The organism is Archangium gephyra, assembly GCF_049060025.1.
Classification (GTDB): Bacteria; Myxococcota; Myxococcia; order Myxococcales; family Myxococcaceae; genus Archangium; species Archangium gephyra_A.
In genome coordinates this window covers 4,301,734-4,315,759 of sequence record NZ_JBMEQQ010000002.1, presented here as the reverse complement: position 1 = coordinate 4,315,759, position 14,026 = coordinate 4,301,734, and the positions used below count along the sequence as shown (strand labels likewise).

At 68.7% G+C, this 14,026-nt stretch carries 9 protein-coding genes and 2 pseudogenes; 6 read left to right on the top strand and 5 right to left on the bottom strand.

Annotated elements, in window-relative coordinates; translation table 11 throughout:
- Positions 1 to 93: 93 nt before the first annotated feature.
- Together ACN28I_RS18790 and ACN28I_RS18785 are read right to left on the bottom strand one after the other, a co-directional pair.
- On the bottom strand, positions 94 to 1,239 hold the full coding sequence (locus ACN28I_RS18790) for an FtsK/SpoIIIE domain-containing protein (RefSeq protein ID WP_420943353.1): 1,146 nt from the start codon (positions 1,237 to 1,239) through the stop codon (positions 94 to 96).
- A gap of 106 nt (positions 1,240 to 1,345) precedes the next feature.
- Positions 1,346 to 3,091, bottom strand: a pseudogene (locus ACN28I_RS18785) (DNA translocase FtsK 4TM domain-containing protein); the annotation flags it as partial.
- A gap of 332 nt (positions 3,092 to 3,423) precedes the next feature.
- On the opposite strand from ACN28I_RS18785, the gene ACN28I_RS18780 reads away from it, so the two are divergent.
- Genes ACN28I_RS18780 through gatB form a run of 4 tightly spaced genes read left to right on the top strand, consistent with a single transcriptional unit; the run spans position 3,424 to position 6,985 of the window.
- Positions 3,424 to 3,753, top strand: coding sequence for a zf-TFIIB domain-containing protein (locus ACN28I_RS18780; RefSeq protein WP_420943352.1), 330 nt, complete (start codon positions 3,424 to 3,426; stop codon positions 3,751 to 3,753).
- A 19-nt stretch (positions 3,754 to 3,772) separates the two neighbouring features.
- Positions 3,773 to 4,060 carry an Asp-tRNA(Asn)/Glu-tRNA(Gln) amidotransferase subunit GatC gene (gene gatC, locus ACN28I_RS18775; protein WP_420943351.1) on the top strand — a complete coding sequence of 96 codons (288 nt, stop codon included), beginning with the start codon at positions 3,773 to 3,775 and terminating at the stop codon, positions 4,058 to 4,060.
- 4 nt (positions 4,061 to 4,064) lie between these two features.
- A complete protein-coding gene (gene gatA, locus ACN28I_RS18770) occupies positions 4,065 to 5,525 on the top strand; it encodes an Asp-tRNA(Asn)/Glu-tRNA(Gln) amidotransferase subunit GatA (RefSeq protein WP_420943350.1) in 1,461 nt (486 codons plus the stop codon).
- Positions 5,526 to 5,545: 20 nt separating this feature from the next.
- Entirely contained in the window at positions 5,546 to 6,985 is a 1,440-nt protein-coding gene (gene gatB / locus ACN28I_RS18765) for an Asp-tRNA(Asn)/Glu-tRNA(Gln) amidotransferase subunit GatB (RefSeq protein ID WP_420943349.1), read from the top strand.
- 28 nt (positions 6,986 to 7,013) lie between these two features.
- Here gatB and ACN28I_RS18760 read toward each other — a convergent pair whose 3' ends face one another.
- Positions 7,014 to 7,382 (bottom strand): hypothetical protein, encoded by a 369-nt coding sequence (locus tag ACN28I_RS18760; protein WP_420943348.1) that lies wholly within the window; start codon positions 7,380 to 7,382, stop codon positions 7,014 to 7,016.
- Between the two features lie 16 nt (positions 7,383 to 7,398).
- Complete coding sequence (locus tag ACN28I_RS18755) at positions 7,399 to 8,514, bottom strand: restriction endonuclease fold toxin-2 domain-containing protein (RefSeq protein ID WP_420943347.1); 1,116 nt, start codon at positions 8,512 to 8,514, stop codon at positions 7,399 to 7,401.
- Between the two features lie 397 nt (positions 8,515 to 8,911).
- Here ACN28I_RS18755 and ACN28I_RS18750 point away from each other — a divergent pair.
- Both ACN28I_RS18750 and ACN28I_RS18745 read left to right on the top strand, forming a co-directional pair.
- A pseudogene (locus ACN28I_RS18750) lies at positions 8,912 to 11,668 on the top strand (DEAD/DEAH box helicase); the annotation flags it as partial.
- Between the two features lie 154 nt (positions 11,669 to 11,822).
- Positions 11,823 to 12,320 (top strand): DEAD/DEAH box helicase, encoded by a 498-nt coding sequence (locus tag ACN28I_RS18745; RefSeq protein ID WP_420948663.1) that lies wholly within the window; start codon positions 11,823 to 11,825, stop codon positions 12,318 to 12,320.
- Between the two features lie 33 nt (positions 12,321 to 12,353).
- Here the strand turns inward: ACN28I_RS18745 and ACN28I_RS18740 are convergent, their stop codons facing one another.
- A complete protein-coding gene (locus ACN28I_RS18740) occupies positions 12,354 to 14,015 on the bottom strand; it encodes a hypothetical protein (RefSeq protein WP_420943346.1) in 1,662 nt (553 codons plus the stop codon).
- Positions 14,016 to 14,026: the final 11 nt, after the last annotated feature.

The window sequence follows — 14,026 nt, the reverse complement described above, 5'->3', positions numbered from 1 at the left end:
AGGGGCAACCTGGGGTCTTGGCACCCTCACCCCGTCCCTCTCCCGGTGGGAGAGGGGATATTGGAGGGAGTGGGGGCTTGGGACCCCTGAGGTTCAGGCGGCTCCGGCTCCGGGCATGTCGCCCACTCCGCGGATGAGCACCTCGCGCGGCTTGGCTCCGTCCGCCGCGCCCACCACTCCGTCGCGCTCCATCCGCTCGATCATTCGCGCCGCTCGGTTGTAGCCGATGCGCATCTTGCGCTGCAGCATCGAGATCGACACCGCCCTCATCTCGCTCACCGTCGCCAGCGCCTGGTCGTACAGCTCGTCGGACAGCTCGTCCTCCTCGCCACCACCGCCCTCGCCCTCCTCGTCGCGCGGCTTGAGGATGGACTCGTCGTAGACCGGCTTGCCCTGCGCCTTGAGGTGATCCACCGCCTTCTTGATCTCGTTCTCCGAGACGAACGCGCCGTGCACACGCTGCAGGTGCGCGCTCGTGGGCGGCATGATGAGCATGTCGCCCATGCCCAGCAGGGCCTCCGCGCCCACCGTACCCAGAATCGTCATCGAGTCCGGCTTCGAGCGCAGCATGAAGCTGATACGCGTGGGGAAGTTGGCCTTGATGATGCCCGTGACGACGTCCGTGGACGGGCGCTGCGTGGCCACCATCAGGTGGATGCCGGCCGCGCGAGCCATCTGCGCCAGGCGCGCCACGTACGTCTCCACCTCGCGGCTCGCCACCATCATCAGGTCCGCCAGCTCATCGATGATGACCACGATGTAGGGCAGCTTCTTCCACTCGCGCTTCTCTTCCTTCGACGACTCCGACTCCCCGGCGGCCTCGAGCGCGGCCTCCACGGCATCGGACATCCCGTCGTCGTCCTCGTCCTCGCTCGCGGCCTGGACGCTCTCGGGAGCCTCCTCGGGCTCGGGCAGGGCCTCGCGCAGGTCCTCCATGTCCTCCCTGGGCGCGGCGACCCCAGGGCCCGTGCTCGCGCTGGCCGGATGCGACTCCTCGAAGGCCGCGTCCTCGGGCGTGGCCACGTCCACCACGACCACCTTCTTGGGCTTCTTCGGCGCGGCCTTCTTCGCGGACTCCTCGGCGGGCTTCGCCGAGCCCTTCTCCGCGTCCTGCGTCTCCACGAACTTGTTGAAGCCGGCGATGTTGCGCACGCCCGCCTCGGACAGCATCTGGTAGCGCCGCTCCATCTCCTCCACGGCCCAGCGCAGCGCGAGCGCCGCCTTCTTCGGATCCGTCACCACCGGCAACAGCAGGTGCGGAATGCCCTCGTACACGGAGAAGCTCGAGCATCTTCGGGTCCACCATGATGAAGCGGACCTCCTCCGGCGTGGACTTCAGGAGGATGCTCATGATCATCGAGTTCACCGCCACGGACTTACCCGAGCCGGTGGTGCCTGCGATGAGCAGGTGGGGCGCCTTGGCCAGGTCGAAGACGTACGGCATGCCCTCGATGTCCTTGCCCACGCACATGGTGAGCCGGCTGCCGGCCTTCTGGAACACGTCCTGCTCGGCGATCTCCTTGAGGTACACCGTCTCGCGGTCGCGGTTGGGCACCTCGATGCCCACCACGCCCTTGCCGGGGATGGGCGCCACGATGCGCACCCGCATGGCCTCCATGGCCATGGCGAGGTCATCCTGGAGCGCGGCGATCTTGCTCACCTTGATGCCGGGCCCCGGGAGGAACTCGTACATGGTGACCACGGGGCCGGGGCGGATCTCCACCACCTCGCCGGAGATGCCGAAGTCGGCCAGCTTGGCGCGCAGCTTCTCCGCCGTGGTGAGGAAGGCGTCCTTGTCGAGCGCCGAGCGCTCCTTCTTCTCGATCTCCAGCACGTCCAGCGGAGGCAGCGAGAAGCTGGTGCGGCCACCGACGAACTGGAACTGCTCCTGGTCCTTCTTCTTGACGGCGACGGCGGTGGGCTTGGGCGGGGCCTTGGGCTCCACGATGAGCGGCGTGCGCGCCAGCGCCGAGGGCGGAGCCGGCACGATGGCCGAGGGCGAGGCCGGAGCCTGGGCCGCCAGCGCGGGTGCCGCGGCCATGGGCGGAGCGGCCACCAGGGGCTCGGAGTCGTGCGCGTCGGCGGACAGCTCGGAGGCCGGGCCGGCGACGATGTTCGGCGTCTTGCCGCGCCTGCCCTTCGCGGCGTCGGCCGGAGGGGCGGCGGGCACGTTGGGCACCGCGTTGGCGGCGGGCGAGGGCGACAGGAAGGACGCCCACACCGGATCCGCTCCCTGCGCCGGGCGCGCGGGCGCGGACGGAGGCGTCACGATGACGGGCTGCTGGCCAGCGGGAAGCTCGGGCCGCTTCTCCCGGGCCTCGCGGGCGGTCTGCTTCGCGGTCTCGCGCGCATCCTTGGCGGCCTGCTTCGCGGCGGCGGCGCGCTCCTTCTCCTCCTGACGGGCCAGGCGCACGGCCTCCTCGGCCATGGCCTCCTGCTCGGCCTCCTCCGCCTCGAGGGCCAGACGCTCGGCCTCCTCCAGCTCGGCCTCCTCCTCCTCGAGCTGCGCGAGGAAGGCGTCCTCCTCCTCCTTGTCCTTGGCGGCGCGCTCCTGGCGCTCCTTGTAGGCCTCCTTCTGCTGCTCCCAGAAGAGCAGGGCGTTCTCCTGCACCCGGCGGCCGAGCACGCACGCCCCGGCCCACGCCAGCGAGCACAGCTTGAGGAAGGTGTACTGGGTGCCGACGATGAGCGCGGCGGCGCACACCGTGGTCACCAGGATGATGGTGCCCACGGTGGAGAAGAGTCCCACCAGGATGCCGCCGAGCGTGGCGCCCACGTAGCCCCCGGGCGGGTGGGCCTGGCCGGGCTGGTTGCCGAGGAAGAGCTGGGCCAGCACCGCGCCGCTCAGGGTGAGCAGCACGAAGGCCACGAGCTGCGGCCAGCGGCGCCGCTCCCGGTTGCCCACGAAGACGACCATGGCGGCATAGACGCCACACAGGGGGAGCAGGTAGGCCCACACCCCGAGCATGCCTCGCAGGCCCTCGGCGATGAGGTGGCCCATGGGTCCCACCGCGTTCTCGAAGCCGGGCCCCTTGCGATCCTTCGCGCTGAAGGTCGCCACCGACACCAACGACAGGATGGAGACGGCCATCAGGAACAGGCCCAGCAGTGCCCGTTGTCCGGGTCCCGCCTCCGCCACTCCCTTTTGCGCCTTCTTCTCCGCCAGTGCCCTGCGGCGCGTGGCGATCTCCTGCCGCGAAAGGACCGTCTTCTCCGCTCTGGCCTTCCGTTCCGCCATGACTTCCTCACACTCCCCGTAGCGGGCTGTAGCAGCCGTCCGCGGAGTGTAGGGAGGGAGGGGGTCCGGTCAATTTTCCGGCGGGCCGTCCGGCGGTACACGGCACGGCCACTTTGAGGCACCAGCCGGGGGCGGAGCATGTATGTTGCTTTCGCCGCGTAGCGGAACCAAAGGAGACCTACATCATGGCCACCCCGGACAAGCCGTCGTCGACTGAAGAAGAGTACTTCGCGCGCGAGGAGATCGAAAAGAAGCGCAAGCTGGCCATCGAGCAGTCGCACTCCATGGCCGCCCAGCAGCGCGAGGACCTCAAGAAGCTGCACTACATGAAGTGCCCCAAGTGCGGCATGGACCTGCAGTCGCTCAAGCGGGGCGACATCGAGATCGACACCTGCTTCAACTGCCAGGGCATCTTCCTGGACGCGGGAGAGCTGGACGCGCTCATGAAGCAGTCGGGCACCGAGAACAGCGGCAAGTGGATGGGCGCCGTCCTCAACCTCTTCAAGAACAAGTAGCCCGCTGGAGGTTCGCTCCATGAAGCTCACCGTCGAGCAGGTCCGGCATGTGGCCACCCTGGCCCGGCTGTCGCTCTCGTCCGAGGAGGAGGAGCGCTACGCCACGCAGCTCTCCGCCATCCTGGACGCGGTGGCACAGCTCCAGGAGCTCGACGTGAGCGGAGTGGAGCCCACCTCGCACGCCACGCTCGCGTCCTCGCTGCTGCGCGAGGACGTGATGCGGCCCTCGCTGCCTCCCGAGAAGTCGCTGGCCAACGCACCGGCCAGGGTGGGCACGAGCTTCGCCGTCCCGAAAATCCTGGAGTGACGCCATGCCGCTGACCGACCTCACCCTGCTGGAGCTGGCGGCGAAGCTGGCCTCGGGGGAAACCACCTCCGTGGAGGCCACCCGGGCGTGCCTGGCACGCATCGCCCAGGTGGACGGGAAGGTGAAGGCCTTCCTGCGGCTGGACGAGACCGGCGCGCTCGCGGCCGCCGAGGCGAGCGATGCCCGGCGCAAGAAGGGCAACCCGCTCGGGCCGCTGGATGGCGTGCCGGTGGCCGTCAAGGACATCTTCCTCACCGAGGGCGTGGAGACGACGTGTGCCTCGCGCGTCCTCCAGGGCTTCGTCCCCCCGTACGACGCCACCGCGGTGCAACTGTTGAAGGAGGCGGGGACGCCCATCCTGGGCAAGCTCAACCAGGACGAGTTCGCGATGGGCTCGTCCAACGAGTCGAGCGCCCATGGCCCCTGCCACAACCCGTGGGACGTGACGCGCACGCCGGGAGGCTCCTCGGGAGGCTCGGCGGCGGCGCTGGCGGCGCGCGAGGTGTTCGGCACGCTGGGCACGGACACGGGCGGCTCCATCCGCCAGCCGGCGGCACTCACCAACACCGTGGGCCTCAAGCCCACCTACGGGCGCGTGTCGCGCTACGGCGTCATCGCCTACGCCTCCTCGCTGGATGCGCCGGGCCCCATGGCTCGCACGGTGGGGGACGTGGCGGCGCTGCTGCAGGTGCTGGCGCGGCATGACCCGAGGGACTCCACCTCGGCACCGGCGGACGTGCCGGACTACCTGGCGGACCTGGAGCACGGGGTGGCCGGGCTGAAGCTGGGCGTGCCGCGCGAGTACTTCGTCGAGGGCATGGACCCCGAGGTGGAGGCGTCGGTCCGCGAGGCCCTGAAGGCCTACGAGCGGCTGGGCGCCACGCTGGTGGACGTGTCCCTGCCGCACACGAAGTACGCGCTGGCCACCTACTACCTGCTGGCCCCGGCGGAGGCGTCGAGCAACCTGGCCCGCTACGACGGCGTGCGCTACGGCCTGCGGGCGCGCGACGCCAAGGGCCTCAAGGACATGTACGGCCTGACGCGCGACCAGGGCTTCGGCCCCGAGGTGAAGCGCCGCATCATGCTGGGCACGTACGCGCTGAGCGCGGGCTACTACGACGCCTACTACCTGAAGGCCCAGAAGGTGCGGACGCTCATCCGCGAGGACTTCGCCAAGGCCTTCACCCAGGTGGACGCGCTGGTGACGCCCACCTCGCCGGTGCCCGCCTTCAAGCTGGGCGAGAAGGTGAATGACCCGCTGTCCATGTACCTCATGGACGTGTGCACGCTGCCGTGCAACCTGGCGGGACTGCCCGGCCTGTCGCTGCCGTGCGGCTTCACGAAGGCGGGACTGCCCATGGGATTGCAGCTCATGGGCCGTCCGTTCGATGAAGCGAAGCTGCTGCGCATCGCCCGGGCCTTCGAGCGCGAGCACGACTACGTGCGCCGCCAGGCCCCCATCTAGAGAGGACTTCCGGAGACGCCATGCCCCTGAGCGATTTCCAGCCGGTGATCGGGCTCGAGGTCCACGCCCAACAGCTCACGCACACGAAGATCTTCTGCGGCTGCTCCACCAGCTTCGGCGCCGAGCCCAACCACAACACCTGCCCGGTGTGCCTGGGCCTGCCCGGGGTGCTGCCGGTGCTCAACGCGCGGGTGGTGGAGTTCGCCATCCGCACGGGACTGGCGCTCGGCTGCACCATCAAGAAGACGAGCGTGTGGAGCCGGAAGAACTACTTCTATCCGGACCTGCCCAAGGGCTACCAGATTACGCAGTTCGACCAGCCCATCTGCGAGTGGGGGCAGTTGGCCATCGACACGGCCGAGGGCGAGAAGGTCATCCGCGTGCGCCGCATCCACATGGAGGAGGACGCGGGCAAGAGCGTGCACGACGCCTCGGCGGCCGAGAGCCTGGTGGACCTGAACCGCGCGGGCGTGCCGTTGCTGGAGATCGTCAGCGAGCCGGACCTGCGCAGCGCGGACGAGGCGGTGGAGTACCTCCGGTCCCTGCGGGACGTGCTGGTGTACCTCGGGGTGAACGACGGGAACATGGAGGAGGGCTCGCTGCGCTGTGACGTGAACGTCTCGGTGATGCGCAAGGGCAGCACGGCGTACGGCCAGCGGGTGGAGCTGAAGAACATCAACTCGTTCCGGTTCATCAAGCAGGCCACCGAGTATGAGATCTCCCGGCAGGTGGACCTGCTCGAGTCGGGCGGGAAGGTGGATCAGGAGACGCGGCTGTATGATCCGAACAAGGGCGTGACGCGCTCGATGCGCTCGAAGGAGGAGGCGCACGACTACCGCTACTTCCCGGAGCCGGACCTGCCGCCGCTGCACCTGACGGACGCGCAGATCGACGACGTGGCGAAGTCCCTGCCGGAGCTGCCGCGGGCGAAGGTGTCGCGCTTCACGAGCCAGTACGGGCTGCCGGCGTATGACGCGAAGATTTTGTGCGCGGAGCGCCCGCTGGCGGACTACTTCGAGGCGGTGGCGCAGCACTTCAAGGACTACAAGCGGCTATCGAACTGGTTCCTCGGAGAGCTGCTGCGGCTGCTGAAGGAGGAGGGCGGGAGCGTCACCACGCTGCGCTTCTCCACGGTGCAGTTCGCCAACCTGCTGACGGCGGTGGAGAAGGGGAGCATCTCGGCGAACGCGGGCAAGGACGTGTTCGGGGAGATGTTCCGCACGGGGAAGGACCCGGAGGCCATCATCTCGGAGAAGGGCCTGGCGCAGGTGAGCGACACGGGCGCCATCGAGGCGGTGGTGGACGAGGTGCTCGCGAAGAACGCGGGCGAGGTGGAGAAGTACAAGGCCGGGAAGAAGCACATCTTCGGCTTCTTCGTGGGCCAGGTGATGCGGGCGATGAAGGGCAAGGGCAACCCGGCCCTGGTCAACGAGCTGCTCAAGAAGAAGATCGGGGAGTAGTCCTCCTGAAGAGACGCGCCCGGGGGGCTCACCCCCCGCTCGCGTAGAATGACTGAAGGATGTCCGCGGCTGTCATTGGCGGAGTCACCTTGACCTCCCCATTCATTCCCTCATCGCAGAAAATGAGGCGGAGGTGAGGCGGTATGAGGGAGCGGCACCATTGAACGAACTCGGACATATCCCGGAGGTCTCCCTCGAAGTTGATGGAACTCCCGGTCCGGTCGAGCAGACCCTCTACATGGGAATGAGCCATGGGGACTTGGAACTCCAGGGCGTAGCGACTCTCAGGATTGGAAATCTGCTCCACCGTGGTCCCAGGCCATCGCGCAATCAGCCTGGAAGTAAAATCAGACGCCGACGGAAGCCCCGCTGTCTCAGTGATGATGTAGTACTTCATGTACTTTCTCCTCGCATCAGGGGCGAACGAGAACCTCGCCAGGGATGGCAAACCTCACGAGGAGGGACTCGAAGAAGGGAACAGCCATCCCATCGTTGACGATGACCTCGAGCGCAACAATCGGGTTGTTGGGGTCTTTGATGACAGCGGCGTAGCGTTCAAACTCCGCGATGACGCCCCCTTGGATGGCGAGGCGGACGCCCTCCTCGCACTTCGAACCGGGTATGAACGGGCTCCTGTCAGGAGTACCGATGTGCTTGACCTCTACTATCCTCGCGCTGTCCGGGCGGGCACCGTCTGCCCAGACCTGTTTTCCACCTCCAGAAACCTGCATTTCCTCCAGGCCTGCGTGCTTTCGCTGGTATTGGAAGGCCTCCGAATCCGCGCGGGCAGGCCGCCGCTTGACCTTCTGCAGCCACGCCTTGAATGCCTTGAGGTCCACCTTCTTGGGCTTCGCGTGCTCCGGTGGCACCTGCTCGCCTCCCGAGCGTCCCCCGGCGACGGCCAGCGAGGGCGCTACACCAGTCCCAGGCACGACACCCGGCGTGGTTCCCACTGAACTGCCCACGTACCCGGCTCCGGACACCGGCACGAGTTCAGGCCGCAGGTTGAAGGGAGGCTCGGGTGGCCGTGGCTGTTTCTGTGCCTTGCCCGACACCTTCTTCATCAAGATGAAGGTCACGACACTCACGCCCACCGTTGCCACAGCCCTCGCAAGGTACGCCGCCGCCGTGTCGAGGCCCGCCTCATCGCGCGCTTCGCTTGCGTACCTGGCGTAGTTCCACAGCGAGTCCTTCACCGCGGCCGTTTGCGCTGCGGCCATCGTGACTCCCAGTGCGAGCAGCGCCGCGTCCACTGTCTGGCCGAGCACGGGAATGCCTTGGCTGCCAATCCATGCCGTGGTCAGCGTTCCCATGAGTGTCAGGCTCTCGGGAGACACCATCGCCTGCACTTCCTTCATCGTCTCCCCCGGTAGCCTCTCCATGGCGCGTACGAAGGCGCGGCAGAGCTTCTCTGGCTTCTCCATCTTCTCGACGGGCTGGGGCCGCGCATGGCACAGCCCATCCTCCACCGAGTCGGCGAATGAGGGCGCCGCGAATAGAAGCCCCAAACAACAGAGAATGATTCTCATGGATGAGGTCCTTGACCGATTGCCGAGGCGGCTCCGATCTGGGGCACGGTAGGGTCCATGCTACTCCACAGGAGTCCCCTCCCGCCCGTGCCCTATGGGGTCCATCTTCTCTTCGAGTGTCCTTGCTTACTCGCTGCCCAGGCGTCAGAACCGAGGCTGAACCGGCGTTCCTCCGCGATTACACTCCGCCGCCTCCGTGTCCCTCCCCACGCCTCGAATTCCCGCTGCCCCCGGACCCTTCGTTCCCCCTCCGCCTTTCGGGACCCGGAAGGAACTGGAGCAATGGGCGGAGTCCCACTCGCTCCAGGACGCCCTGGCGACCGCGGCGGAGGTGTTGCTGCCCGCGCTCGCGGTCGATGAGGCGCAGAAGAACAGCCTGCGTTACGCGCTCAGCGGCATGTCGGTCCGGGACGTCGGTTCTCACGAGGGCGCCTCGCGCTATCTGGGTGCGCGCGCTCGCGGCGTCCTCGTGGAGGCGGTTCCCCTGGCGACGGCCGCGTTCCTGGCCGATGAAGCGGAGTCCATCCGGCTCGGAGTGCTCGAGGAGGCGTCGCGCCCGGAGTCCCACGAGGACCCCGCACTCGCGGTGTTCTGGACGAAGCTGCTGCAACTCCGGCGGGGCCTGCGCGTGCGTGCGCTTCCCCGGTCCCGTGCCGCGCGAGCCTCGGGCTCCTGGTCGTTTCTCGCCGAGCCCTGTGCCGTCGCCTGGAAGGAGCGCTGGCGGCGCGTTCGCGGTGGGCCGTCGTACGGCTCCTTCGCGGCCGAATCGAGGCTGTCGTTTCCGACTGACGGCGAGCCCCGGCTCGAGTGTAGCTGCGAGGCCCGGGCAGGGGGCTGCGCGCACGCCCTCGCGCTGGTGGATGCCACGTTGGATCTTCTCGAGGACCCGTCGCGGCGCGACGAGGCGCGTGTGCTCGCCGATGAGCTCCTGAGGCCGTCCTGGGCCCGCGCACTCAAGGCGCTCGAGGTATTCGAGGCGAAGCTCGCCGAGCCGCGCGCCTTCATCGAGGTGTGGTGGCGCATCGAGCACGAACTCGGGATGCTCACCGCGGTGCCATCGGTGAAGAAGCGGAACCGCCGGGGCGTGCTGACGTCGGGTGCGCGCACGACACCGGCGCGCCTGCTCGACGAGCACCGCGACTCCCTCTCCGAGCAAGACCTGCGCGTCGCCGAGCTGCTGTCCTCCTGGTCGGCCCGCGCGGGAGCCCGGGGCAGCACGTACGCGGCACGGGCCTTTCTCGCGCTGGTGGGGCATCCGCGGGTGGCGCTTGACGTCTCGCCCGATGAGCCGCTCGAGCTGAAGCGGGTGCGGCTGGGCTTCATCGCGGTCCCCGCTGGCGATCACATCCGGCTGGAGCCCTCCGTCGACGGCGAGGTCTTCGACGCACGCCTCCTGTCCTCGTTGATGAAGTCCTTCGCCCCGGGCGAGCCGCTCTTCACCTCCGAGGAGCAGCGGGGCCGGTGTCTGCTGATCGACGTGAGCGACGAGGCCCGTCAGCTCTTCGAGCTGCTCCAGAAGCACGGCGCGCGGTTTCCACCCGAGGCGCAGCAGCCATTGCTGGAGCGGCTCTCGCGTCTGGAGGCCCGCCTCCCGCTGGTCGTCCCGGAGTCACTCAAGGGCCGGGAGATCTCCTCCGAGCCCGAGACGGTGGTGCGGCTGCGGCTGTTGCCGGACGTGTCGCTCGAGTTCGAGCTGTTCGTGCGTCCGGGTCCGGGTGCGCCGCTCTTCCATCCGGGAGTCGGCCCACGGGACGTCCTGCTGCTGCGGGGCGCCGAGCGTGCGTACGTGCGGCGTTCCCTCCTCACCGAGGATGAGCGGGCGCGCGCGATGATGTCGACGCTTCCGCTCGCCGGCGCGGAAGAAGGCCCCCCGTATTGCTTCCGGATGAGGGACACCGACTCGGCGCTGGAGCTGGTCGCCGCCCTGCAGAATCCCCCGCGCGGACTCGCCGTCGAATGGCTCGATGAGAAGCCGCGGATCCTGTCCTCCGTGGGCCCCGAGGCGCTCAAGGTCCACATCGACCGGAAGCGGGATTGGTTTGGCATCAATGGCCAGCTCAAGGTCGAGACCGGCCGGCTCGAGCTCGCGGTGCTGTTGGATGCGGCGCGGCGGCAGCAGCGGTTCGTGCGGGTCGACGAGCGGCGCTGGGTCGAGCTCAGCGATACGTTGCGCTACCGGCTCCAGGCCATCGCGGATCACACCTTCATTCGCAATGGACGGGCGGAGCTGTCGCCCGGAGCGGTCCCGGCCATCGACGCGCTCGGCGGGGCGGGGGCGGAGGTGGAGGCGGCTCCCTCCTGGCAACTGCTCACCGAGCGCCTCGCGGCCTCGCTGTCGCTCCGGCCGAAACCGCCCGCGGCACTCAAGGCGACCCTCCGCGACTACCAGGTGGAGGGGCATGCGTGGCTCAGCCGGGTCGCCGCCTGGGGCGCCGGAGCCTGTCTCGCCGACGACATGGGCCTCGGGAAGACGCTGCAGGCCATCGCGGTGCTGTTGGACCGGACGCGCATCGGGCCCGCGCTCGTGCTCGTCCCCACGTCGGTCGGCTTCAACTGGGTGGAGGAGATCCGCCGGTTCGCGCCGGACCTCCGCCCCCTGCTCTACGCCGAGCAGCCGGATCGCACGGCGTGTCTCGCGAAGCTCACGAAGAAGGACGTGCTGATCGTCAGCTATGGCCTGCTCACGCGCGACATCGCGAGCCTGAGCGCGGTCACCTTCGCCACCCTCATCATCGACGAGGCGCAGGCGCTGAAGAATCCGATCACGCACCGGGCTCGCGCCGCACGGAAGCTGAATGCCGGTTTCCGGCTCGCGATGTCGGGCACGCCCCTGGAGAACCACCTCGGGGAGCTGTGGAGCCTCTTCTCGATCGTCTTCCCCGGCCTGCTCGGAAGCTGGGAGCAGTACCGCGAGCGCTTCGCCGGGCCCATCGAGCGCAGCAAGGATCCCGAGGCGCGCGCGGCGCTCTACCGGGTGCTCAAGCCCTTCCTGCTCCGGCGCACGAAGCGGGAAGTGGCGCGCGAGCTGCCCTCTCGCACGGAGGTCCAGGTCCCCATCGCCCTCTCCGAGGAGGAGTGGACGCTCTATGAGGATGCGCGCCTGGCCGCCGTGGCCGAGGTCACGAAGGACGGCAAGGGCGTGCGCAACGAGCAGCAGCAGTTCCAGGTGCTCGCGGCCCTGACGCGCCTGCGGCTGCTGGCCTCCCATCCGCGGCTCTACGACTCGAAATCGAGCGTCAGCTCCTCCAAGATGCGCCGCCTGCTCGAGCTGCTCGAGGAAGCTCCGGGGCGCGGGGCACCGCGCGCTCGTGTTCAGCCAGTTCACCTCGCACCTCGCCCTGGTGCGGGAAGAGCTCGACCGGGCGGGGTTCCACTACCAGTACCTCGATGGCGCGACCCCGGCGGGTGCCCGGGCCAAGCGGGTGGAGGCGTTCCAGCGTGGGGAGGGAGACCTGTTCCTCATCTCGCTGAAGGCGGGCGGAACGGGGCTCAACCTGACCGCGGCCGACTACGTCATCCACCTGGATCCATGGTGGAACCCGGCGGTGGAGGATCAGGCCACGGACCGGGCCCATCGCATCGGGCAGGAGCGGCCCGTCACGGTGTACCGGCTCGTCACCCGCGGAACGATCGAGGAGCAGATCCTCTCGCTTCACGCGGACAAGCGCGCCCTGGTGGCCGGCATTCTCGAGGGGACGGACGCCGCGGCGCGGCTGACGACGAAGGATCTCCTCCAGTTGCTGGAGGCGGGCGGTGCTCCCGTGCGCGAGGAGACGTCCTCCGCGCCCGGGAGACTCGTGCACTGAGGCGCGGGGGAGGACGCGGAGGTCCTGCCGGGCCTACCGGTTGACGTTCTTGTCGGCCTGGTTGAGCTTGGTGAAGACCTCGCCCCAGACGTCGTCCTCGCTGCCGCCCTTCTTGGAGATCGTCGCGGCCTCGTTGCGCCAGGCGGTGTACTCATTGGCGCTGAGCCGGCGGCCAAAGGTCTGCTGCACGTGCTCCATCACGCGGTCGAGCGCCTTGGAGCTGAGGGTCTCGCCCTCCTTGGGCGTCTCGGAGGCGGCGCTCGGCAACACGTTCTGGTCACGAGGCGTGTTCTTGCCGGCCGAGTTGACCTTGGTGAAGACCTCGCCCCAGACGTCGTCCTCGCTGCCGCCCTTCTTGGAGATCGTCGCGGCCTCATTGCGCCAGGCGGCGTACTCGGTGCTGTTGAACCAGCGGCCGGCGGTTTGCTGCACGTGCTCCATCACGCGGTCGAGCGCTTTGGCGCTGAGGGTCTCGCCCTCCTTGGGCGTCTCGGAGGCGGCGCTCGGCAGCACGTTCTGGTCACGAGGTGTGTTCTTGCCGGCCGAGTTGAGCTTGGTGAAGACCTCGCCCCAGACGTCGTCCTCGCTGCCGCCCTTCTTGGAGATCGTCGCGGCCTCGTTGCGCCAGGCGGCGTACTCGGTGCTGTTGAACTGGCGGCCGGCGGTCTGCTGCACGTGCTCCATCACGCGGTCGAGCGCCTTGGAGCTGAGGGTCTCGCCCTCCTTGGGCGTCTCGGAGGCGGCGCTCGGCAGCACGTTCTGGTCACGAGGCGTGTTCTTGCCGGCCGAGTTGACCTTGGTGAAGACCTCGCCCCAGACGTCGTCCTCGCTGCCGCCCTTCTTGGAGATCGTCGCGGCCTCGTTGCGCCAGGCGGCGTACTCGGTGCTGTTGAACTGGCGGCCGGCGGTCTGCTGCACGTGCTCCATCACGCGGTCGAGCGCTTTGGCGCTGAGGGTCTCGCCCTCCTTGGGCGTCTCGGAGGCGGCGCTCGGCAGCACGTTCTGGTCACGAGGCGTGTTCTTGCCGGCCGAGTGGAGCTTGGTGAAGACCTCACCCCAGACGTCGTCCTCGCTGCCGCCCTTCTTGGAGATCGTCGCGGCCTCATTGCGCCAGGCGGCGTACTCGGTGCTGTTGAACTGGCGGCCGGCGGTCTGCTGCACGTGCTCCATCACGCGGTCGAGCGCTTTGGAGCTGAGGGTTTCGCCCTCCTTGGGCGTCTCGGAGGCGGCGCTCGGCAGCACGTTCTGGTCACGAGGCGTGTTCTTGCCGGCCGAGTTGAGCCTGGTGAAGACCGCGCCCCAGGTGTCGTCCTCGCTGCCGCCCTTCTTGGATGTTTCCCAGGCCTCGTGGAACCAGGCGGCGCGCTCGACGTCGTTGAACTTGCGGCCGGAACTCTGCTCCAGGTGGGCGACCACGCGGTCCAGCGCGGCCTTGCCCAGGGGGACGCCCGCCGTGGTCGTCTGGGAGGCGTGCTGGGGGAGGACTTCCCGGAAGGTCTGGGCCTGAGGCGCGGCGAGGGCCACGGGAGCGGCCCGGGCGGCCTGGAAGCCATCCGTGAACGCGGCGGTACGCGTCGTCGCCGCAGCCGGCTGCTGCTTCGAGGTCGGCGGGGTCTGCGTCCCCCCCGTGGCAGCCGTGGTGGTGCGCTGCGTCGGGATGTTGGGAGTGTTCTGCCCGGTGCGAGTGATGCTCATGGCATTGGCCT